At 68.6% G+C, this 23398-nt stretch carries 16 protein-coding genes; 15 read left to right on the plus strand and 1 reads right to left on the minus strand.

The window, feature by feature from the left end; genetic code table 11:
* The first annotated feature begins 432 nt into the window (after positions 1-432).
* The 13 genes from araB to mmsB all read left to right on the plus strand — a co-directional run bounded on the left by araB (position 433) and on the right by mmsB (position 19394).
* Positions 433-2115 (plus strand): ribulokinase, encoded by a 1683-nt coding sequence (gene araB, locus AB0B94_RS22360; RefSeq protein WP_357283198.1) that lies wholly within the window; start codon positions 433-435, stop codon positions 2113-2115.
* Positions 2112-2804, plus strand: a complete 693-nt coding sequence (locus AB0B94_RS22365; protein WP_238669237.1) for an L-ribulose-5-phosphate 4-epimerase — start codon at positions 2112-2114, stop codon at positions 2802-2804. The genes araB and AB0B94_RS22365 overlap by 4 nt, the downstream gene beginning before the upstream one ends.
* A 139-nt stretch (positions 2805-2943) precedes the next feature.
* Positions 2944-3939 (plus strand): ABC transporter substrate-binding protein, encoded by a 996-nt coding sequence (locus AB0B94_RS22370; protein ID WP_357283708.1) that lies wholly within the window; start codon positions 2944-2946, stop codon positions 3937-3939.
* Between the two features lie 189 nt (positions 3940-4128).
* Positions 4129-5670 (plus strand): sugar ABC transporter ATP-binding protein, encoded by a 1542-nt coding sequence (locus AB0B94_RS22375; RefSeq protein ID WP_357283202.1) that lies wholly within the window; start codon positions 4129-4131, stop codon positions 5668-5670.
* On the plus strand, positions 5667-6737 hold the full coding sequence (locus AB0B94_RS22380) for an ABC transporter permease (RefSeq protein ID WP_238669239.1): 1071 nt from the start codon (positions 5667-5669) through the stop codon (positions 6735-6737). The genes AB0B94_RS22375 and AB0B94_RS22380 overlap by 4 nt, the downstream gene beginning before the upstream one ends.
* Positions 6734-7726: a galactofuranose ABC transporter, permease protein YjfF gene (gene yjfF / locus AB0B94_RS22385; RefSeq protein WP_357283205.1), complete on the plus strand. Its 993-nt coding sequence runs from the start codon at positions 6734-6736 to the stop codon at positions 7724-7726. Before AB0B94_RS22380 ends, yjfF begins: the two co-directional genes overlap by 4 nt.
* A gap of 26 nt (positions 7727-7752) precedes the next feature.
* Positions 7753-9255 carry an L-arabinose isomerase gene (araA, locus tag AB0B94_RS22390; RefSeq protein ID WP_091401160.1) on the plus strand — a complete coding sequence of 501 codons (1503 nt, stop codon included), beginning with the start codon at positions 7753-7755 and terminating at the stop codon, positions 9253-9255.
* A 338-nt stretch (positions 9256-9593) separates the two neighbouring features.
* On the plus strand, positions 9594-11699 hold the full coding sequence (locus AB0B94_RS22395) for a family 43 glycosylhydrolase (protein ID WP_357283209.1): 2106 nt from the start codon (positions 9594-9596) through the stop codon (positions 11697-11699).
* 412 nt (positions 11700-12111) lie between these two features.
* Positions 12112-13098 carry a LacI family DNA-binding transcriptional regulator gene (locus tag AB0B94_RS22400; RefSeq protein ID WP_357283211.1) on the plus strand — a complete coding sequence of 329 codons (987 nt, stop codon included), beginning with the start codon at positions 12112-12114 and terminating at the stop codon, positions 13096-13098.
* Positions 13099-13414: 316 nt separating this feature from the next.
* The gene (locus AB0B94_RS22405) at positions 13415-15070 is read left to right on the plus strand and encodes a ricin-type beta-trefoil lectin domain protein (RefSeq protein ID WP_357283213.1); all 1656 of its coding nucleotides are present in this window, start codon (positions 13415-13417) and stop codon (positions 15068-15070) included.
* Positions 15071-15382: 312 nt separating this feature from the next.
* A complete protein-coding gene (gene chvE / locus AB0B94_RS22410) occupies positions 15383-16525 on the plus strand; it encodes a multiple monosaccharide ABC transporter substrate-binding protein (protein ID WP_112624825.1) in 1143 nt (380 codons plus the stop codon).
* Positions 16526-16608: 83 nt separating this feature from the next.
* Complete coding sequence (mmsA, locus tag AB0B94_RS22415; protein ID WP_238669243.1) at positions 16609-18147, plus strand: multiple monosaccharide ABC transporter ATP-binding protein; 1539 nt, start codon at positions 16609-16611, stop codon at positions 18145-18147.
* Positions 18144-19394, plus strand: coding sequence for a multiple monosaccharide ABC transporter permease (mmsB, locus tag AB0B94_RS22420; protein WP_357283216.1), 1251 nt, complete (start codon positions 18144-18146; stop codon positions 19392-19394). Before mmsA ends, mmsB begins: the two co-directional genes overlap by 4 nt.
* 57 nt (positions 19395-19451) lie before the next feature.
* Here mmsB and AB0B94_RS22425 read toward each other — a convergent pair whose 3' ends face one another.
* Complete coding sequence (locus AB0B94_RS22425) at positions 19452-20831, minus strand: DNRLRE domain-containing protein (protein ID WP_357283218.1); 1380 nt, start codon at positions 20829-20831, stop codon at positions 19452-19454.
* A gap of 219 nt (positions 20832-21050) precedes the next feature.
* Here AB0B94_RS22425 and AB0B94_RS22430 point away from each other — a divergent pair, with 219 nt between their 5' ends.
* Positions 21051-22331 carry an MFS transporter gene (locus AB0B94_RS22430; RefSeq protein ID WP_357283221.1) on the plus strand — a complete coding sequence of 427 codons (1281 nt, stop codon included), beginning with the start codon at positions 21051-21053 and terminating at the stop codon, positions 22329-22331.
* Positions 22328-23311, plus strand: a complete 984-nt coding sequence (locus AB0B94_RS22435; RefSeq protein WP_357283223.1) for a hypothetical protein — start codon at positions 22328-22330, stop codon at positions 23309-23311. The genes AB0B94_RS22430 and AB0B94_RS22435 overlap by 4 nt, the downstream gene beginning before the upstream one ends.
* Positions 23312-23398 lie beyond the last annotated feature (87 nt).

A 23398-nucleotide genomic window follows, 5' to 3' on the forward strand; every position in this document is an offset into this window, starting at 1 on the left:
CACCGGGCCGCCGTCCGGCTTCACGCCGGGCGCGTCGCCCTCCGGGGCGCTCAGTCAGGAGCGCGCACGGTCGTCGATGGCTGCCTGGCCGATTCGAGTACCCGGCCGCGACGGCACGGGAATTTTATCGCTGCCATCATCGCCGGGGGAGAAGTGGTCGCTATCGGACGGCGTTGTCGCAATGTGCGGCGCACTGGGCCTGTCGCGCCGCCGGTCGGCGGGTCTCCGGGTGGCACTCGTACCCGACTCGGACCCCATTCGTCGGATGGTTACCGCAGTTGAGGGCGGAATGTCGAGGTTTGCACCGGTCCGCTATCTACCCTCCCGACTCGGTGCGCCTTTCGCGTTCCGTTACGGAGCTGTTGCGGGTAGATGTCTTGACGAGCCTGGATGTGAGCGTTAACACTATCCCCGTTAACGGTGGAGGTGAACATGAACCGTGTGGACGGAGCTGACGACCGCTACGTCGTCGGTGTCGATTACGGCACCCTGTCCGGGCGAGCTCTGGTGGTCCGTGTCGGCGATGGTGCCGAGTTGGGGACCGCGGTGCACGAGTATGGCGATGGCGTGATCAGCACGGCGCTTCCGGGAGGTCGAACGCTGCCCCCGGACTGGGCCCTGCAGAACCCGCAGGACTACCGCGACGTTCTGCGCTACGCCGTCCCGGCGGCGGTGTCCGCCGCGGGGGTGGACCCGGCGGCGGTGGTCGGCATAGGCATCGACTTCACCGCCTGCACCGTGCTGCCGACGCTCGCCGATGGCACCCCGCTGTGCGAGACCCCCGAGCTGCGCGACCGCCCGCACGCCTGGGTCAAGCTGTGGAAGCATCACGCCGCGCAGCCGCACGCCGACCGGATCAACGCGCTCGCCCATGAGCGGGCCGAGCCGTGGATCGGCCGGTACGGCGGCAAGATCTCCGCCGAGTGGCAGTACGCCAAGGGCCTGCAGATCCTGGAGGAGGACCCGGAGGTCTACGACCGGGCCGAGCGCTTCATCGAGGCGGCCGACTGGATCGTCTGGCAGCTCTGCGGCACCGAGACCCGCAACGTCTGCACGGCCGGCTACAAGGGCATCCTGCAGGACGGTCACTACCCCTCGAAGGGCTTCCTGACCGCGCTCAACCCCAACTTCGGCGACTTCGTGGCCAAGCTTGACGGCCCGTTGCTGCCCCTCGGGGCCAGGGCCGGCGCGCTCACCGCCCAGGCCGCCGCCTGGACCGGCCTCCCGGAGGGGATCGCGGTGGCCGTCGGCAACGTCGACGCGCACGTCACCGCGGCGTCCGCGCAGGCGGTGCAGCCCGGTCGGCTGGTCGCCATCATGGGCACCTCGACCTGCCACGTCGTCAACGGCGCGGAGGTCGCCGAGGTGGCCGGCATGTGCGGTGTGGTGGATGGCGGCATCAGCCCCGGCGCGTGGGGTTACGAGGCCGGGCAGAGCGGTGTCGGCGACATCTTCGGCTGGTTCGTCGAGCACGCCGCCCCGGCCGGCGTCGACTCACACGTTCGCCTCACCGAGCTGGCCGCGAGTCAGCCCGTCGGCGCGCACGGCCTGATCGCCCTGGACTGGTGGAACGGCAACCGTTCCCTGCTTGTCAATCACGACCTCAGCGGGATGATCGTCGGCATGACCCTGGCCACCCGGCCAGCGGACATCTACCGGGCCCTGCTGGAGTCCACCGCGTACGGCACCCGGATGATCATCGAGGCGTTCGTCGACGCCGGAGTTCCGGTGAACGACCTGGTGATCGCCGGTGGTCTGACCAACAACGCGCTGCTGATGCAGATCTACGCCGACGTGACCAGGCGACCGCTGAACATCATCGCCTCGGCGCAGGGGCCGGCGCTCGGCTCGGCGATCCACGCCGCCGTCGCCGCCGGTGAGTTCCCCTCGATCCACGAGGCGTCGCAGGCGATGGGTCGGGTGCACGAGGCCGTCTACCGTCCGGACCCCGAGCGGGCCAGCGCCTACGACGCCCTCTACGCCGAGTACCGGGCGTTGCACGACCACTTCGGACGTGGCGGCAACGACGTCATGCTCCGACTGCGGGCGATCCGCAACGCGGCGGTCGAGACCGCCGCGACCCCGCACGAGGCCCCGCTGGAGGTGGTGGCGTGAACGCCGAGGTGACCCGACAGATCGCCGAGCTGCGCGAGACCGTCGCCCGCCTGCACGCCGAGTTGACCCGGTACAACCTGGTCGCCTGGACGTCCGGCAACGTCTCCGCGCGTGTCCCTGGCCAGGACCTGATGGTGATCAAGCCGAGTGGGGTGAGCTACGACGACCTCACCGCGGCCACCATGGTGGTGTGTGACCTCGACGGTGTTCTCGTCGAGGGCGACTTCGCCCCGTCCAGCGACACCGCCGCCCACGCCTATGTCTACCGGGCCATGCCCGAGGTCGGCGGGGTCGTGCACACGCACAGCTCGTACGCGACCGCCTGGGCCGCGTGTGGGGAGTCGATCCCCTGCCACCTCACCGCCCAGGCCGACGAGTTCGGTGGGGAGATCCCGATCGGGCCGTTCGCGCTGATCGGTGGTGACGACATCGGCAAGGGCATCGTCGCCACGCTCTCCGGGCACCGCTCGCCAGCGGTGCTGATGCGCAACCACGGCGTGTTCACGATCGGCCGGGACGCCCGCGCGGCGGTCAAGGCGGCGGTCATGTGCGAGGACGTGGCCCGTACCGCACACCTGGCCCACACCCTCGGGCAGCCGGTCCCGATGGCGCAGGCCGACATCGACTCGCTCTACGACCGCTACCAGAACGTCTACGGCCAGCAACCAGTCGCACCGACGGGCTCCTGACCCTGCACCGATAAACCCGGGACCCGTCGGTCTGCACCACGACGCACCAGCACGCACCACCCGCGTACGCCGCTCTTTCGCACCTCGGCGGTTGGCGCGGTTACCCACCACATCCAGCCAAGGAGATTCGATGGGAAAGATGCGAACGCAGTCCGCTCCGTGGCGCGCTGCCGCGGTCCTCGCCAGCGTGCTGCTGGTCGGCGGCGTGGCGGCCTGCGGCAATAGCGACACCGGCGGCGGCGGGTCCAAGGACGACGGCAAGATCACGATGGGCTTCTCCCAGGTCGGTGCCGAGAGCGGGTGGCGTACCGCGAACACCACCTCGATCAAGGAGTCCGCCACGGCAGCCGGAATCGAGCTGAAGTTCGACGACGCGCAGCAGAAGCAGGAAAACCAGATCAAGGCGATCCGCAACTACATCCAGCAGAAGGTCGACGTCATCGCCTTCTCGCCGGTGGTGGAGTCCGGGTGGGACACCGTGCTCAAGGAGGCCAAGGACGCCGACATCCCGGTCATCCTGACCGACCGCTCGGTGGACTCGGCCGACAAGTCGCTGTACAAGACCTTCCTCGGCTCGGACTTCGTCAAGGAGGGCCGGCTCGCCGGTGAGTGGCTGGTCGAGCAGAAGAAGACCGCCTCGGGCCCGGTGAACATCGTCGAGCTGCAGGGCAACACCGGTGCGGCGCCGGCGAACGATCGCAAGAAGGGCTTCGGTGAGGCGATCGCCGCCAACCCGAACCTGAAGATCATCGCTTCCCAGCCGGGTGACTTCACCCGGGCCGGCGGCAAGCAGGTCATGGAGCAGTTCCTCAAGGCCAACCCGAAGATCGACGTGTTGTTCGCGCACAACGACGACATGGGTCTGGGCGCGCTTGAGGCGATCACCGCCGCCGGCAAGGTGCCCGGCAAGGACATCACCATCATCACCGTCGACGCGGTCAAGGACGGCATGCAGGCTCTCGCCGATGGGAAGTTCAACTTCATCGCGGAGTGCAGCCCGCTGCTCGGCCCGCAGCTGATGGACCTGGCCAAGAAGGTCCACGCGGGCGAGGAGGTGCCTGCTCGGATCGAGACCGAGGAGACCACCTTCACGACCGAGCAGGCCAAGGAAGCTCTGCCCAACCGTAAGTACTGATTGACGACGGGGCCGCCGCGTTCACGTGGCGGCCCCGCCGCGTCGCTCTCCTACCCGAAACGGACCGGGCTTGGCCCGCGACCACCCCCGTACCACGCCCGCCCGAACGGCCCCCCGGGGACGACCGGGCGGGCGTGGCGGGAGCGTAGCGGCCCTTCCGTGTCGACAACCCAGAAGAGGTCTGATGGGATGACGGATAGCCGTCCGGTCCTGACGATGACCGGGATCAGCAAGTCCTTCCCCGGGGTGCGCGCACTCCACGACGTCAACTTCCGGCTCTTCCCCGGCGAGGTGCACGCCCTGATGGGCGAGAACGGCGCCGGCAAGTCCACCCTCATCAAGGTGCTCACCGGCGTCTACGACACCGATGAGGGCGCGATCACCCTCGACGGCGAGCCCGTGTCGTTCACCGGGCCGATGCAGGCGACCGCCGCCGGTGTGAGCACCGTTTTCCAGGAAGTCAACCTCTGCACCAACCTCTCGGTGGCGGAGAACATCTTCATCGGTCGTGAGCCACGGGTCTTCGGCGCCGTCCGTTGGGGTGAGGTTCGGCGCCGCGCCCGAGCCCTGCTGGCCCGCCTCGACCTCGACCTCGACGTCAGCGCGCCACTCGGTTCGTACTCGCTGGCGATCCAGCAGATGGTCGCCATCGCCCGCGCCATCGACATCAAGGCTCGGGTGCTGATCCTGGACGAACCGACGTCCAGCCTCGACGCCGGCGAGGTGGCGCAACTGTTCCGCATCATGCGCCAACTGCGCGACGAGGGCATCGCGATCCTGTTCGTGACCCACTTCCTCGACCAGGTCTACGAGATCTCCGACCGGATCACGGTGCTGCGCAACGGCGGGCTCGTCGGCGAGTACCTCACCACCGAGCTGCCCCAGCTCTCCCTGGTCGAGAAGATGATCGGCAAGGAGCTCGACGTCCTGGAGGGCATCGAGGAGCACTCCCGGCGGGACCTGGCCGCGCTGGAGGAGGGCACCCCCCTGGTGGCGGTGTCGAACTTCGGTCGGGCGGGTGCTGTCGAGCCGTTCAGCCTCACCATCCACGCCGGCGAGGTGGTGGGCCTGGCCGGCCTGCTGGGCTCGGGGCGTACCGAGGTCGCGCGGTTGTTGTTCGGTGCCGACCGCACCGACGGCGGTCAGGTGGCGATCGACGGCACGGCGAGCAGCCTGCGCACCCCCGCGCAGGCCATCGACCACGGCGTGGGCTTCTGTTCGGAGAACCGCCGGGCCGAGGGGATCGTCGCGGACCTGTCGGTCCGCGAGAACATGATCCTCGCCATGCAGGCGGCCCGTGGCTGGCTGCGTCCCATTCCGCGTCGCCGCCAGGACGAGCTGGTCGACAAGTACGTCAAGGCGCTCAACATCCGGCCCGCCGACCCGGAGGTGCCGGTACGCAACCTCTCCGGCGGTAACCAGCAGAAGGTGCTGCTGGCCCGGTGGCTGATCACCGAGCCGCGGCTGCTGATTCTCGACGAGCCGACCCGGGGCATCGACATCGGGGCGAAGACCGAGATCCAGAAGCTCGTGACGCAGCTGTCCGACGGTGGCATGGCGGTGCTGTTCATCTCCGCCGAGCTGGAGGAGGTGCTGCGCCTCAGCCACAAGGTGGCAGTGATGCGGGACCGGCAGATGGTCGCGCAGCTCGCCAACGACGAGAGCCTGGACGCCGACCGCGTCATGCAGACCATCGCCAGCGGATCCCACCGGGAGGAGGCAGACCGATGAACGACACCATGAGCCGCTATCGGACGATGATCGGTCACCGGCTGTTCTGGCCCGCCGCCGTGCTGTTCGTCATGCTCGCCGCCAACACGATCTACCGGCCTGGCTTCCTGTCCATCGAGCTCAAGGACGGGCACCTGTACGGCACGCCGATCGACATCCTGCGGCTGAGCGCACCGCTGATCCTCGTCGCGCTGGGCATGACCCTGGTCATCTCCACCGGCGGCATCGACCTGTCGGTGGGCTCGCTCTGCGCGATCAGCGGCGCGATCGCCTGCATGTACATCAGCAAGCAGCCCGACCAGAACAGCCTTGGCGTGGTGGTGACCGCCCTCGCGATGGCGATGGGCGTCTCGCTGGTGCTCGGCGCCTGGAACGGGGTGCTGGTGGCCGTCATCGGGATCCAACCGATCATCGCCACCCTGATCCTGATGGTCGCCGGCCGGGGTCTCGCCCAGCTGATCACCGAGGGTCAGATCATCACCATCAACTCGGAGCCGTACCGGGCGATCGGCCTGGGCCACGCGTTGACACTGCCGCTGGCCATCTTCATCGCGCTCGCCGCGGCTCTGCTGGTCGCCGCGTTCACCCGTCGGACCGCACTTGGCATGATCATCGAGTCGGTGGGTGGCAACGCCATGGCCAGCCGGCTCGCCGGCATCCGGTCCGGTCGGGTCATCTTCCTCGCGTACGTGATCAGCGCCGCCTGTGCCGCGGTCGCCGGTTTCATGATGACCGCCAACGTCTCCAGCGCCGACGGCAACGCCGCCGGCCTCTGGGTCGAGCTGGACGCGATTCTCGCTGTCGTCATCGGCGGTACGTCCCTCGCGGGCGGCCGGTTCTTCCTGAGTGGCACGATCATCGGCGCGCTGATCATCCAGACCCTGACCACCACTGTGTACGCCATGGACATCTCGCCGCAGACCTCGCTGCTGTTCAAGGCGGTCGTCGTCATCGCCGTCTGCCTCATCCAGGCGCCGGCCTTCCGGGCCCGGTTCAGCCGACGGAGGCGCAACGTCCCGCCGCCCGCCACCATCGCCGACAAGCCGAAGGAGCAGGTGCCGGCATGACCACTGGAACGCTTACCGCCGCCGGTCGGACCCGGTTCCGGCTGCCGAGGAAGCAGATACCGGTCCTGGCGACGCTCGCCCTGCTGCTGGTGATGTACGGCATCGGCGTCTCGCAGTACACGGCGTTCTCCAACGTCCAGGTCATCTTCAACGTCTTCATCGACAACGGCTTCCTGCTCGTCGTCGCGGTGGGCATGACCTTCGTGATCCTCACCGGTGGCATCGACCTGTCGGTCGGTTCGGTGGTCGCCATGACGGCGATGGTGTCGGCGGCGCTGCTGCGGGACGGCATGCCGGCGGCGCTGGTGCTGGTCATCGCCCTGCTCATCGGTCCGACGCTCGGCCTGTTGATGGGCTGCGTCATCCACTTCTTCGAGATCCAGCCGTTCATCGTCACGCTCGCCGGGATGTTCTTCGCCCGGGGTATGTGCACCTTCATCTCCGGCGCGTCGATCCCGATCACCGACGGGTTCTGGACCTCGATGTCGCAGGAGCGGATCGGGGACCCGCGGGGCAACTTCGTGTCGATCAGCGTGCTGATCGCCTTCGTGGTGGTCGTCATCGCCGCGTACACGCTGGCCTACACCCGGCTGGGACGCAACGTGTACGCCATCGGCGGCAACCCGCAGTCGGCGCTGCTGATGGGCCTGCCGGTGGGGCGGACCCGGATCGCCGTCTACACGATCAGTGGCCTGTGCTCGGCCATCGGCGGGATTCTGCTGTCCTTCTACACCCTCTCCGGCGCGCCGCTGATCGCCGTGGGGATGGAGCTGGACGTCATTGCCGCCGTCGTCATCGGTGGCACGGTGCTCACCGGCGGCGCGGGTTACGTCTTCGGCACGGTGCTGGGCGTGCTGGTCCTCGGCGTGATCCAGACCCTCATCACCTTCGACGGGAGTCTCAACTCCTGGTGGACCAAGATCGTGATTGGTGGTCTGCTCTTCGCGTTCATCCTCCTTCAACGCCTCATCGGAATCCGTTACAAGTGACCGCCCCTCTCGCGGAAGGCAACTCCATGGCACCACACACCGAACCCGAGATCTGGTTCCTCACCGGCAGCCAAGGCATGTACGGCGAGGAGACGCTCCGCCAGGTGGCCGAGCAGTCTCGCCAGATCGCGGCAGCGCTCGACGACTCGCCGCAGATTCCCGCCCGCGTGGTCTGGAAGCCCGTCCTGACCAACAGCGGTGAGATTCTGCAGGTCTGCCGGGACGCCGCCGCTCAGGGTGCCGTCGGGGTCATCGCCTGGATGCACACGTTCTCACCGGCCAAGATGTGGATCTCCGGTCTGGACGCGTTGCAGACACCGCTGCTGCACCTGCACACCCAGGCCAACGTTCTGCTGCCGTGGAACGACATCGACATGGACTTCATGAACCTGAACCAGGCCGCCCACGGCGACCGTGAGTTCGGGTACATCCAGACCCGTCTCGGTGTGGCCCGTAAGACGGTGGCCGGGCACGTCAGCGACCCGCGGGTGACGACTCGGATCGGGGCCTGGGCCCGCGCCGCGCTGGGCTGGTCGGCGATGCGGTCGCTGCGCCTGGCCCGCTTCGGTGACAACATGCGCGACGTCGCGGTCACCGAGGGCGACAAGGTCGAGGCCGAGCTGCGGTTCGGGGTCTCGGTCAACACCTACGGCGTCAACGACCTGGTCGAGGTGGTCGGCGAGGTCACCGACGCGCAGGTGGACGACCTGGTCAAGGAGTACGAGGACACCTACCGCATCGTCGGCGAGCTGCTGCCCGGCGGCGAGCAGCACGACTCGCTGCGGTACGCCGCGCGTGTCGAGTTGGGCATGCGCGCCTTCCTGGACGCGGGCGGGTTCCGGGCCTTCACGACGAACTTCGAGGACCTCGGCGGGCTGCGTCAGCTGCCGGGCATCGCCGTGCAGCGGTTGATGGCGGACGGCTACGGCTTCGGCGGTGAGGGCGACTGGAAGACCTCGGTCCTGGTTCGCACCCTCAAGGCGATGTCGGTGGGCGTGAGCGGCGGCACGTCGTTCATGGAGGACTACACCTACGACCTCACCCCGGGCAACGAGCTGGTGCTCGGCGCCCACATGCTGGAGGTCTGCCCGACGATCGCCTCCGACGTGCCCAACGTGGAGATCCATCCGCTGAGCATCGGTGGCCGTGAGGACCCGGTCCGGCTGGTGTTCGACGCCGCACCCGGTCCGGCCGTGGTGCTCGGGTTGTCCGACATGGGGGAGCGGTTCCGACTGGTGGCCAACGAGATCGACGTGGTGGCCCCGCCGCAGCCGCTGCGCCGGTTGCCGGTTGCCCGTGCCGTCTGGCGTCCGCGCCCCGACCTGCCGGTCTCGGCCGAGGCGTGGATCACCGCGGGCGCGCCGCACCACACAGTGCTGTCACAGGCGGTGGGCGTGGAGGAGCTGCACGACCTGGCGGAGATGAGCCGCACCGAACTCGTCGTCATCGACGCCGCCACGGAGCCCCGCCGTTTCGCCGACGAGCTGCGCTGGAACCAGGCCTACTACCGGCTGGCCCGCGGCTTCTGATTCGCGCGGTCGGATCGTCCGGAAAACGGGTGGTCCACCCCTGCCTGCGGGCGGGGGTGGACCACCCGTTCGCGTGTGCGCCAGCCGGGTCACGAGGCGGTTGTGTTACGCCTTGACTAACAGCATGTTATCGCTCACAGTCTATAACCAAGATGGTCGATGTCGTTGGCTGGTCCGGCCGCGCGCGCGTCCTACCCCGCGGTTTCGGCACCTCGTCACCGCGACGGCCGGGCGATCGGTGTTAGCGATCACATGGCCGGGCGTGGTCAGCTCGGTGCCCCGCCCGGTGCCGCGGACGCCGACCCAGACCGCACGGTTCGCGTCAGCAGAGGAGGATCATGCTTTCCATCGGTCGGGTTCCCCGGGGTGCGCCACGACGGCGCGGGTGGCTGTCGAGACTCGCCGTCGCCGCGATGGTGCTGGTGGTCGGTGGCGCGGCTGTGGCCGTCGCCTCGTCGCCCGCGTCAGCGGCCACCGTCGACACCAACGCCTGGTACGTGTTGGTCAACCGCAACAGTGGCAAGGCCGTGGACGTGTACAACCTGGCCACGAACGACGGCGCGCGGATCACCCAGTGGACGCGCAACAACGGCAACCAGCAGCAGTGGCAGTTCGTGGACTCCGGAGGCGGCTACTACCGACTCAAGTCGAGGTTGTCGGGCAAGGTGCTGGACGTCTCCGGCCGCTCGACCGCCAACGGTGCCAGCGTCGTGCAGTGGAGCGACAACAACGGCACCAACCAGCAGTTCCGGCTGGCCGACTCGGACGGCGGCTACGTTCGGTTGATCAACCGCAACAGCAACAAGGCGATGGAGGTGCAGGGCGCCTCGACCGCCGACGGTGGCAACATCGTGCAGTACGACGACTGGAACGGCACCAACCAGCAGTGGCAGCTCGTCCGCATCGACGGCGGGACCGACCCCACGACGCCACCCCCGTCGAACGGCACGTACTCGAACCCGGTGGTCTGGCAGGACTTCGCCGACGTCGACATCATCCGGGTGGACAACGCCTACTACATGTCGGCGTCCACCATGCACTACTCGCCCGGCGCGCCGGTGCTGCGCTCGTACGACCTGGTCAACTGGGAGTTCGCCGGTCACTCGGTGCCCAAGCTCGACTTCGGGTCGAAGTACGACATGAGCGGTGGTAACGCCTACGTCGATGGCATCTGGGCGTCGACGTTGAACTACCGGCCGAGCAACCGGACCTACTACTGGGCCGGGTGCATCGACTTCGCGCAGACCCACATCTACACGGCGTCCGCCGTCGACGGCACCTGGAGCAAGCACACCACCATCCCCAACTGCTACTACGACGCCGGGATGCTGATCGACGACAACGACACCATGTACGTGGCGTACGGCAACGGCACGATCAGCGTGGCGCAGCTGTCCGCCGACGGGAAGTCCCAGGTCCGCGCCCAGCAGGTGTACCAGACGCCGTCGAGCATCGGGACGCTGGAGGGCGCGCGTTTCTACAAGCGCAACGGCGCCTACTACATCTGGCTCACCCGCCCGGCCAACGGCCAGTACGTGCTCAAGTCGACGAACGGCCCGTTCGGCCCGTACGAGCAGCGGCAGGTGCTGCTCAACCTGCCCGGCCCGATCTCCGGTGGCGGTGTGCCGCACCAGGGTGGGCTTGTGCAGACCCAGAACGGCGACTGGTACTACATGTCCTTCGTCGACGCGTACCCCGGTGGTCGGATGCCGGCCATGGCACCGATCACCTGGACCGGCGACGGCTGGCCCGTGCTGCAGACGGTGAACGGCACGTGGGGCAGCTCGTACCCGAAGCCGAACCTGCCCGCGCCGCCCCGGGCCGTCAAGCCACTCACCGGCACCGACACGTTCGCCGGCACCACGCTCGGGCCGCAGTGGGAGTGGAACCACAACCCGGACAACAGCAAGTGGTCGGTGAACAACGGGCTGAACCTGCAGACCGCCACCGTCACCGGCGACCTGTACAAGGCGCGCAACACGCTGACCCACCGCATCCAGGGCCCCACCTCGACCGCGACGATCGAGTTGGACTACTCCACGATGCGCGACGGTGATCGCACCGGCCTGGCGGTGCTGCGTAACTCGTCGGCCTGGATCGGAGTCCGACGGGACAACGGATCCACCCGGCTGGTCATGCAGAACGGGCTGACGATGGACGGCAGTTGGAACACCACAAGCACCGGCAGCGAGGTGGCGAGCACCGCCGTCTCCGGTGGCCGGATCTGGTTGCGGGCCAACGCCGACATCAGACCCGGATCCGGTCGGCAGGCCCGTTTCTCGTACAGCACCGACGGGGTGAACTTCACCTCGTTCGGCAACGCCCTGACGCTGGCGAACAACTGGCAGTTCTTCATGGGCTACCGGTTCGCCATCTTCAACCACGCGACACAGTCGCTCGGTGGCGCCGTCACAGTGCGGCAGTTCAGCCTGACCACGCCGTGACGCCGGTCACACGACGATCGCTCTGACCGGTGGCGCTGGCGACGCAGCCCTTGCGGCAGGTGAAGTCCGCGCCACCGCGTCAGCTTCTCGCCGGCCTGTTCCACGCTCTGTGAAGGAGCGAGGGCAGGCCGGCGTACCACACCAGGACCGTGTCCCGGGTGGGTTGGTTGGGGACTCCGGACGGGTGCCGCGGCGTACGGCCGCGGCGCGTCGAGCGAACCCCACACAGGCGTGCCGTGTTCGGGGTCGTTGCTGGCGTAGACTGTCGGCGATCCAGCGCTGGTCACCTGGGATTCAGCACCGGCGTGGTGACTGAGCGAGGGGGATCGGGCCGGGCCGCTCCAGTCGACGTCGACGGGCTGCGGGCCGGCGATGTAGCGGGGGGAGTGAAATGGCCGTCCACGGTCCCGCGATGACGGACGTCGCCCGTCTCGCCGGTGTCTCCCATCAGACGGTGTCGCGGGTGCTCAACGGGCACCCCAACGTCCGTGAGCAGACCCGGCTTCGGGTACGCGCGGCGATCGCCGAACTCGGCTACCGCCCCAACGGCGCGGCCCGCGCCCTGGTGACCGGTCGATCACAGGTCATCGGTGTGGTCGCGCAGAACACGACGCTCTACGGTCCGGCGTCGCTGCTGGCCGCACTGGAGCAGACCGCCGCCGAAGAGGGCTTCGCGGTCAGCGTCGGCAGCGTGCGAAACCTTGACCACCGCTCCATCTCGGCGGCCGTCGAGCGGCACCTGTCGCACCGGGTCGCCGGCATCGTGGTCATCGCCCCGGTCGAGTCGGCCGGTGAGGCGCTGGAGCGCCTTCCCAAGGATGTCCCGCTGGTCACTGTCGACGGTGACCCGAGCCGGCCGGTGCCGCTGGTGACTGTCGACCAGGTGGCGGGCGCCCGGGCGGCGACGCAACATCTGCTCGACGCCGGGCACCGCACCGTCTGGCACGTCTCCGGGCCGACCGACTGGTTCGACAGCGTGGGGCGGATCGACGGCTGGCGGCAGGCGTTGCTGGCCGCCGGGCTGGATCCGCCGCCGCCGATGCCGGGGGACTGGTCCGCGGCGTCGGGTTACCGGTGCGGGCAGATGTTGGCGCGGATGCCGGAGGTCACCGCGGTCTTCACCGCCAACGACCATCTCGCGCTGGGCGTGCTGCGGGCGCTGCACGAGTTCGGTCGACGGGTGCCGCACGAGATCAGCGTGGTCGGCTTCGACGACGTACCGGAGGCGGCGTACTTCATTCCGCCGCTGACCACCGTCCGACCGGACTTCGACGCGGTGGCGCGAGCGAGCCTGCAGATGCTGCTGTCCCAGATCGAGTCGGGCACCGGTGGGGCGCTGCGGCAGACCATCGCCCCCGCTCTGGTCGCCCGCGAGAGCGTCGCTCCACCTCGCCAGTGACTGTCGACCAACCGTAGGTCGCCCCGCATGCGGGTAGTGGTCCCGCCGCCGTCCCCGCCCAGGGTGCCGGCGCGTGCGGGGTAAGCGCCAGCGCGCCACTTTTCGGCGTCCTCACCCGATAAGACGCGACTCGATGGGTGGATGAGCGTCACCAATCGATGGCAAGCGATACGGCGCGGTGAAGGTATTGAACCTCGTGAAATGTCGCCGTAACATGATGGGCGTCTCTGTTAACGCTAACAAAAATGGCGTCCAACTATCGGCGTACCGACCAGAGATCGTAATCACGGGCGGGCGTCACCGACAAGGAGGCTCGATGAACCGCAATACCCGAGGTCGTCGCTGGGGGAGCGCGCTGGCGGCCGGAATTCTGCTCGCCGGTGCCCTGGTCGGCCTTCGCGCTCCGACGGCGCAGGCACTGGACAACGGCGTGGCGCGCACTCCCCCCATGGGTTGGAATTCGTGGAACTCGTTCGGCTGCAACATCAACGAGGGGCTGATCCGGCAGACGGCGGACGCGATCGTCAGCAGCGGCATGCGGGACCTGGGCTACAACTACGTGGTGGTCGACGACTGCTGGTTCAACCCCAACCGGGACAGCTCCGGCAACATCCAGGGCGACCCCGGCCGGTTCCCCAGCGGGATGAAGGCGCTCGGCGACTACCTGCACGCCCGGAACCTGAAGTTCGGCCTCTACCAGGTGCCTGTCGACAAGACCTGCGCGCAGTACTTCGGCTCCTACCCGGGCGCGACCGGCAGCCGTGGTCACGAGGTGCAGGACGCGCGCCAGTTCGCCGCGTGGGGTGTCGACTTCCTCAAGTACGACTGGTGCTCGCCGGAGGGCAGCATCAACGACCAGGTGGCCACCTTCGCCAAGATGCGTGACGCGCTGGCCGCCACCGGCCGACCGATCGTCTACAGCATCAACTCCAACAGCATTCACGCCAAGACCGGCCCGCAGCGCAACTGGGGCGACGTGGCGAACATGTGGCGAACCACCGAGGACATCACCAACGCGTGGGACACCGGCCAGAGCAACGGGTACCCGATGGGCATCCAGAACATCATCAACGTGACAGTTCCGCTGGCGTCCTACGCGAGGCCGGGTGGGTTCAACGACCCCGACATGATGGAGGTCGGCCGCGGCGGCATGAACGACACGGAGATGCGCAGCCACTTCGCGATGTGGGCGATCATGGCGTCTCCGCTGATCGCCGGCAACGACGTGCGGAACATGAACGCCGCGACGCAGACCATCCTCAAGAACGCCAACCTGATCGCGATCAACCAGGACTCGCTCGGGTTGCAGGGAACGCAGGTGTCGTTCGACGGCACGCGTCGGGTGCTGGCCAAGCGGCTCGCCAACGGTGACGTCGCCGTCGCCCTGCTCAACCAGGGCGGCTCGACGACGACGATCTCGACCACGGCCGCGGCCATCGGCAAGTCCGGCTCGTCGTTCACCCTGGTGGAGGCGTGGACCGGTGGCACCAGCACCAGCAGCGGGACCATCAGCGCCAGCGTCCCCGCGCACGGCACCGTGGTGTACCGGGTCAGCGGTGGTGGAACGACTCCGCCGACGACGCCGCCGCCGAGCACGTCGAGCGCGTACGCCAGCGCCGCCTCCGGCCGCTGCCTCGACGTGCCGAACAGCAACACGACCAACGGCACGCAGCCGGTCATCTGGGACTGCAACGGCGCCGCCAACCAGCGCTGGACCAGCAGCGGTCAGACCCTGCAAGCCCTGGGCAAGTGCCTGGACGCGCCGCTGAACGCCGCGGCCGGCGCCAAGGTGCAGCTCTGGGACTGCAACGGCGGGACCAACCAGCAATGGACGGTCAACGCCAACGGCACGATCAGCAACGCGCAGTCGGGGCTCTGCCTGGACGTCAACAACAACGCCACTGCCAACGGCACCACGGTGATCCTCTGGACCTGCACGGCGGCGGCGAACCAGCGGTGGTCGCAGCGGTAGCCGACCGGGGTCGCCGATCGTCGAGGTCGCGGCGACCCGCCTGATCCGACGGTAGTGCCGGTGCCCGTGGACGACAGACGTCGTCCACGGGCACCGGTCTGTAGAGTGCTGCGGACGGCCACGCTGAGTCGCCGTGTCCTACCCTTCCGACAGATCGGCCACATGGCTACGCTCGCCTGGATGCTCCGTTACGAGACCGTGACACCGGTATTTCGGATCTGGTGTTGACGCAATCTATGTGAGCGCTAACACTACCCGAAAGATGATACTTGGCCCCGGCAGTCGGCGGGGGAGTCCAGAGAGGAGAAGCCCGTGGGCAGGAAATTCCTGGTTGCTCTCGGCGGCGCGGCACTCGCGCTGAGTTTGGCGGCGTGCAGCGGCGGGGGTGCCGGCAGCGGCGAGAAGTCCGGCGACGAGAAGCCGAGCGATCTGACCATCGGTGTCTCGATGCCGACGCAGACCTCGGAGCGGTGGATCGCCGACGGCAACGCGGTGAAGTCGAAGCTGGAGGCCAAGGGCTACAAGGTCGACCTCCAGTACGCCGGCGACGACATCCCCACGCAGTCGCAGCAGGTCGACCAGATGATCACCCAGGGTGCCGATGTTCTGGTCCTCGCGGCGATCGACGGCACCGCGCTCAGCAGCCAGCTGCAGGCCGCCGCGGCCGCGAAGATCCCGGTCATCTCCTACGACCGGCTGATCCGTGGCAGCAAGGACGTCGACTTCTACGTCAGCTTCGACAACTACAAGGTCGGCGTCGCCCAGGGCACCGCGCTGCTCGTCGGTCTCGGCCTGCTGAACAAGGACGGCTCGAAGGGCACGGCCAAGGGGCCGCTGAACGTCGAGCTCTTCGCCGGGTCGCTGGATGACAACAACACCCAGTACTTCTTCGGCGGCGCGATGGACACGCTGAAGCCGTTTATCGAGAACGGCACGCTGGTCGTCAAGTCCAAGCAGACCACCCCCGAGCAGGTAGCCATCCTGCGGTGGCAGCAGGAGACCGCGCAGAAGCGGATGGAGAACCTGCTCACCTCCAGCTACAACGACGGCTCGAAGGTCGACGGGGTGCTCTCGCCGTACGACGGCATCTCCCGCGGCATCATCACCGCCCTGCAGAACGCCGGTTACGGCAAGGGCGCGAAGAAGCTCCCGGTGGTGACCGGCCAGGACGCGGAGATCGCCTCGATCAAGCTGATCAACGACGGCGTGCAGAGCTCCACCGTCTTCAAGGACACCCGGCTGCTGGCCGAGCAGGCCGTGAACGCCGCCGAGGCGTTCCTGCAGAAGAAGCAGCCGCAGGCCAACGACACCCAGACGTACAACAACGGCGTCAAGGTCGTCCCGGCGTACCTGCTGCCGATCGCGACCGTCTACAAGGACGACATCAAGGCGACGCTGATCGACTCCGGCTACTGGACCGCGGACGAGGTCGCCGCCGGTCAGGCCAAGAAGTAAGCCACTCGTCGGGCCCGGCGGTCACCCGCCGGGCCCGACGCCTGGGCGCGTACCACGTCCAGACCTGACGGAGGACAGTGACAATGGACGACACCATCCTCGAGATGCGTCGCATCACCAAGACCTTCCCCGGCGTGACCGCGCTGGAGGACGTCACCCTCGCAGTGCGCCGCGGGGAGATCCACGCCATCTGTGGTGAGAACGGCGCCGGCAAGTCCACCCTGATGAAGGTGCTGTCCGGCGTCTACCCGTCCGGCTCGTACGACGGCGAGATCCTCTTCGACGGCAAGCCGATGCAGTTCCGTGGCATCCGCGACAGCGAGGCCAACGGCATCGTCATCATCCACCAGGAGCTCGCCCTGGTGCCGTACCTGTCGATCGCGGAGAACATCTTCCTCGGCAACGAGCGGCGCGGCCGCAGCGGGCTCATCGACTGGAACTTCGCCAACGCCGAAGCGGCGAAGCTGCTGGCGTCCGTCGGGCTGCACGAGAACCCGGTCACCCCGGTCATCCAGCTCGGCGTCGGCAAGCAGCAGCTCGTGGAGATCGCCAAGGCGCTGTCGAAGAAGGTGCGCCTGCTCATCCTGGACGAGCCGACGGCCGCGCTCAACGACATCGACTCGGCGCACCTGCTCGACCTGTTGCGGGCACTCAAGGAGCAGGGCATCACCTGCATCATGATCTCGCACAAGCTCAACGAGATCACCGCCATCGCCGACTCGACCACCGTCATCCGCGACGGGCGCGCAGTGGAGACCCTCGACATGAGGTCCGACGAGGTGACCCAGCAGCGGATCATCCGGGGCATGGTCGGGCGCGACCTGGACAGCTTCTACCCCGACCGCGAGTCGTCCCCCGGTGACGAGGTCCTGCGCATCGAAGACTGGACGGTGCGGCACCCGGTCCAGGACCGGATGGTCGTGGAGGGCGTCGGCCTGTCCGTACGCGCCGGTGAGGTCGTCGGCATCGCCGGCCTGATGGGGGCCGGACGGACCGAGCTGGCCATGAGCGTCTTTGGTCGGTCCTACGGGCGCGACATCCGGGGCCGACTCTTCGTCCACGGGCGGGAGGTGCAGGCACGCACCGTCGCCGAGGCGATCGACAACGGCATCGCGTACGTCACCGAGGACCGCAAGCGCTACGGCCTCAACCTCATCGACGACGTGCGGCGCAACGTGTCCGCCGCCGCGTTGGACCGGCTGTCCCGCCTGGGCTGGGTGAACGGCAACGAGGAGATCAAGGTTGCCGAGTCGAGCCGCAAGGAGATGAACATCCGGACGCCGAGCGTGATGGCGGTGGTCGGCAAGCTCTCCGGCGGCAACCAGCAGAAGGTCGTGCTGTCGAAGTGGCTGTTCACCGACCCGGACGTGCTGATCCTCGACGAGCCCACCCGCGGGATCGACGTCGGCGCCAAGTACGAGATCTACACGATCATCAACCGGCTGGTGGCCGCCGGTAAGGCGGTGATCGTCATCTCCTCCGAGCTGCCGGAGCTGCTCGGAATGTGCGACCGCATCTACACCCTCGCCGCCGGCCGGATCACCGGCGAGATGCCGGTGGCCGAGGCGACTCAGGAGAGCCTCATGGAGCTGATGACCAAGGACAAGGAGCTCGTCGGATGACCAGCATCAAGACCCCTTCGACGGAGCGCCCCACGCCCCCGGAGAGCCCGCCCACCGCCGCCCTGCACAGCGGGACGAGCGACCTGCGGGCGCTGGTGTTGAACAACCTGCGGCAGAGCGGGATCTACGTCGCCCTGGTCGTCATCGTCGCGCTCTTCGCGGTCCTGACCGACGGGGTGTTGCTGAGCCCCGGCAACATCACCAACATCGTCCTCCAGTACTCGTACATCCTGGTCCTCGCGATCGGGATGGTCATCCTGATCATCGGCGGGCACATCGACCTGTCGGTCGGATCGGTCGTCGCGCTCACCGGAGCGGTCTCCGCCGTCCTGGTGATCCAGCAGGGTCACCCCTGGTGGATCGGCGTCGTGGCCGCGCTGGTCGTCGGCGTGGCTGTCGGCGCGTGGCACGGGTTCTGGGTGGCGTACGCCGGCATTCCGGCCTTCATCGTGACCCTGGCCGGCATGCTGCTGTTCCGGGGTCTGACCCTGCGGGTGCTCGACAACATCTCGCTGTCGCCGTTCCCGTCCGAGTACCAGCAGGTCGCGGCGGGCTTCCTCAACGGCCTGCTCGGCGGGCAGGGCTTCGACGCCTTCACGTTGCTGATCGGCGCGATCGCCGTGGCCGGCTACGCGGTCAGCGGCTTCCGTACCCGGGTGGCGCGGATCCGCTACCAGCAGCCCGTCGAGTCGTTCCCGCTCTTCGTCGCCCGGGTCGTGCTGGTCGGCGCGGTCCTCATGTACTTCGCCTGGCAGTTGGCGCACGCCCGAGGGCTGCCGATCGTGCTGATCATCCTCGCGGTCCTGGTGCTGGTCTACGGCCTGCTCACCCGGCGTACCGTCTTCGGTCGCCAGGTCTACGCGATCGGCGGCAACCTGTCGGCGGCGGCGCTGTCCGGGGTGAAGGTCCGCACCGTCAACTTCTGGATGTTCGTCAACATGGGCTTCCTGGCCGCGGTGGCCGGCGTCATCTACTCGTCGCGGTCGAATGGCGCTCAGCCCGCCGCCGGCAACATGTTCGAGCTGGACGCGATCGCCGCGGCCTTCATCGGCGGCGCGGCGGTAACCGGCGGCGTGGGCACCGTGGTGGGCGCGATGGTCGGCGGTCTGATCATGGCGGTGATGAGCAACGGCATGCAGCTGATGGGCATCGACCAGTCGACCCAGTCGGTGGTGAAGGGTCTCGTCCTGCTCGTCGCGGTCGCCTTCGACGTCTACAACAAGCGTCGCGCCGGCACGGCCCGCTGACGCCTGACGGTTCGAACGTGCCCCCTGCCCGCCTCGCGGACAGGGGGCACGCGTCCGTCAGTGGCAGGTGGTGCTGCCGCTGTCGGTGTACGTCTGGCCGGCCACCGGCACGAACTGCCAGTCGTAGCTGTTGGAGTGCAGGGTGAACTTCAGCAGACCCCACGCCGAGCTGTTACGCGCCTCGCTGTTGGGCTGGATGGTGCCGAAGCCGTAGTGGCTGGCACCGCCCATCCCGGCGACGAAGCTGCGCAGACCCCGGCTGGAGTCGGCGCCACCGGCCGGGTTCATCGGTGCGAACCGCTCGTACACGTGGTTGTGCCCCCAGACCACGACGTCGGCGTTGTAGTCGTAGAGGGCCTGGTACAGCGGGCGCGTCGACGTCGACGGCGCGTGGTTGGAGCTGGACGTGAACAGCGGGTGGTGCCAGTACGCGATGGTGCACGGCTTGCTGCTGGCGGCCAGGTCCGCGCGCAGCCACTGCTCCTGCGTCGAGCCGGCCGACATGCTGATGTTCGAGTTCAGCGACACGACGTGCCAGTTGCCGAGGTCGAACGAGTAGTAGCCGCGACCGCTCGGGCCGGCCGACGTACCGAAGTAGTTGTAGTAGCCGGTCGCGCCCGACGTGTTGTAGTCGTGGTTGCCCGGCGACGGGCGGGTGCGGGACTTGTGCCGACCCCAGGTGGGCTCGTAGTAGTTGTTGAACTGCGACGCCGTCCCGCTGTCGTAGACGTTGTCGCCGGTGGTGAAGACCGTTCCCGGGATGCTGTCGAGCAGAGTCGCTGTCGCGCTGTCGCCGGAGCCCGAGTCGGCGATGTCGCCGGCACCGACGAACACCGGGTCGCCCGACGGGGGTGGCGTGGTGCTCCCGGTGCTGACCACCAGTTGCGGAGCGTCGGCGCCACTCTCGCGGGTGTCGTAGTAGGCGCCGTCGCCGCTGGTCGAGGTGGCGCCGAAGCTGTACGTGCCGTTGCCGGTGACCGCGGCCGTGACGTCGACCTCGTACCAGGTGTTGCCGCTGACCGCGCCGATAGTGCCGAGCGTGGCCCCGTCGATGGTCGGCTGGTTGTTCCAGGTGGTGCCGGTCTCCGACCAGGTCGTGTTGGACATCCGGCGGAACGTGCCGCCGGCGTCGCTGCCGCTGTTGCCGCTGATCGTGCGCAGTCGCAGCTTGGCGCCGGTCACAGTGCCGCTGACACCGCTCACAGTGAAGCGCAGGAACGAGCGCCGCACTGGCGAGTTGTCGACAACGACCTGCGTGGACGTGCCGTAGTTGGTGGTGGCCGCGTCGCTCTGGACGTAGGTGTCGGCGACGGGCGTGAAGGTCACGCTGGCCGCCGACGCCGCGCCGGCGCTTGTCACGACGACGGCGGCGGTCGCGGCGACGATCACCGTGACCACCCCCAGCGTCACCGACGGACGGGGGAATCGAATGTCCATCAGGACTCCTTGCCTCGTGGGAAGAGCGCAAGGAATGTAGGAAGGTCGATGAGCCGGGAGGCGACGGCCGGATGAACACCACGTCCCGGCAGGCGAACACCTCGCTGTTGGGAGCTCGTTCACCCGACCCACGCCCGGACGCCACTCGCGGTCCGTTGTGCGCCCTGCACCGAGTACGGACGATGGCAGCCCGTCGACTGCCGATCAGAGGAGATGCTCGTGTACCTGTCGACCGTCTCCCGACCGGTCGCCGACCAACCGGGATCGGGGCCTCGACGCCGCCGGCTCGCGATGGTCAGCGGCAACGTCGTAGCGCTCGGCGCCGTCAGTCTGATCACCGACGTGTCGGCCGAGATGGTGGCCGCGGTCCTGCCGCTCTATCTGGTGCTGGGCCTGCACCTCAGCCCGGTGGCGTTCGGTGTGCTGGACGGCGTGCACACCGGCGCCACCGCGCTGCTGCGGGTCGTCGGCGGTTTCGCCGCCGACCGGTTCCGGCGGCGCAAGCTGATCGCCGGCCTCGGGTACACGCTCTCGGCGGTCGCGAAGCTCGGCCTGCTGCTCGCCGGTCGGTCGATTCCGGCGATCGGTGCCGTCATCGCCGTCGACCGGCTCGGCAAGGGGGTGCGGAGCGCGCCACGCGACGCGCTGATCACGCTCTCCACGCCACCCGAGGCGCTGGGTCGCGCGTTCGGAGTGCACCGGGCGATGGACAGCGTCGGCGCGTTCCTCGGGCCGCTCGCCGCGTTCGCGGTCCTGCTGGTCGTCGGGCAGTCGTACGACGCGGTCTTCGTCACCAGCTTCTGCATCGCGGCCCTGGCCGTCGTGGTGCTGGTGCTCTTCGTCCGGGAGCGACCGCCCGGCGAGGCGGCGGACGGGAACAACGACCCGAAGGTCTCCGTCCGCGAGGCGCTCGGGCTGCTGCGCCGCGGACGGCCCCGGCGGTTGGTGCTGGCCGCCGCGCTGCTCGGGCTCGCCACCATCGGCGACGGCTTCGTCTACCTGCTGCTGCAACGCCGAATGGACCTCGGCCTGCGCTGGTTTCCGCTGCTCGCGGTGGGAACCAGCCTGGCGTACCTGCTGCTCGCCGCTCCGCTCGGCGTGCTCGCCGACCGGATCGGTCGCCTGCCGGTGGTGATCGGCGGCTACACCGCCCTCGGTGCGACGTACCTGCTGCTGGCCGGCCCGGTCGACGGTTGGCCACTGATCGCCCTGGCGCTGACGCTGTACGGCGCCTTCTACGCGGCCACCGACGGGGTGCTCATCGCGCTCGCCGGTCCGGTGCTGCCGGCGCGCCTGCGGACCACCGGGATCGCCTTGGTGCAGACCGGGCAGGCGCTCGCGTACCTCGTGTCCTCGGTGCTGTTCGGTCTGGCCTGGCAGGCGTGGGGGCCCCAGACCGCGATCCGCGTGGCGGCCGTGGCCGTCGCCGGTGTTCTCGTCGGCACGCTGCTCCTGCTGGCCACCCCATCCCGACTCACCACCCGGAAGGTGCCCCGATGACAGCGATGCCGACCCGAGCGAAGCTCGGCGTGGTGGTCGCCTCGACAGTGCTGTTGGGCGCGGTGGCGGTCGGCTACGCCGCCACCGCCGCGGAGGCGCCCGGGACGCCGCCGCCCGCCAGCGGCGCGCAGGCGGTCACCCTGGCACCCGGGCCGCGCCTGCTGGCGATCACCGACCGGCACGTCTCCACCGTCGCCGCGACCGACCCCGGCGGGCCGCGCACCGTCGCCGGCCTGGAATGCCTGCGGGTGTACGCGGCGGCCGGCACCGGCGTCTGCCTGAAGCCGGAGACCGCCTGGTCGTACCAGGTTGTCGTGCTCGACGCGACGCTGCGCCAGACGAGGGCGGTCAGTGTGCCGGGGCTGCCCAACCGGGCCCGGGTCTCGGCCTCCGGCCGGATGGTCTCCTGGACGACGTTCGTCGGTGGCGACTCGTACACCGCCAGTGGCTTCTCCACCCGCACCGGCATCCTCGACACCCGCATCGGCGCCACGGTGGCCTCGCTCGAGGAGTTCGCCATCACCCGGGACGGGCGGGGCTACCGCAACGCGGACGTCAACTACTGGGGTGTCACCTTCACCGCCGACGACAACCGCTTCTACGCGACGATGGCGACCGGGGGTAGGCGATACCTCGTCCGGGGTGACCTCGCGGCTCGAACGGTCGAGACGCTGAAGGAGAACGTCGAGTGCCCGTCGCTGTCACCGGACGGCACCCGGCTCGCGTTCAAGGAGGCGGTCGACGCCGACCCGGCGAAGGGCTGGCGGCTGTCGGTCCTGGACCTGTCGAGCATGCGGGTCACCGCGACCGCCGAGGTCCGCAGCGTCGATGACCAGGCCGCGTGGCTGGACAACGGGAAGCTGGCGTACACCCTGCGCCGGGACGACGGCCAGCCCGACGTCTGGAGCGTCAGTGCGGACGGGGCCGGCACACCGACGCTGGTGATCCCCGGCGCCGAGTCGCCGTCTCCGCTCACCTGAAAGTCCGGCCCCGGCCCCGGCGGTCCGGACACCTGAACGCCTTGGCGAGGACAGCATTCCGTCATGTCGGATTCCGCTGCGCAGCCA

This window comes from Micromonospora sp. NPDC048986, assembly GCF_040649335.1.
GTDB classification, from domain to species: Bacteria; Actinomycetota; Actinomycetes; order Mycobacteriales; family Micromonosporaceae; genus Micromonospora; species Micromonospora alfalfae.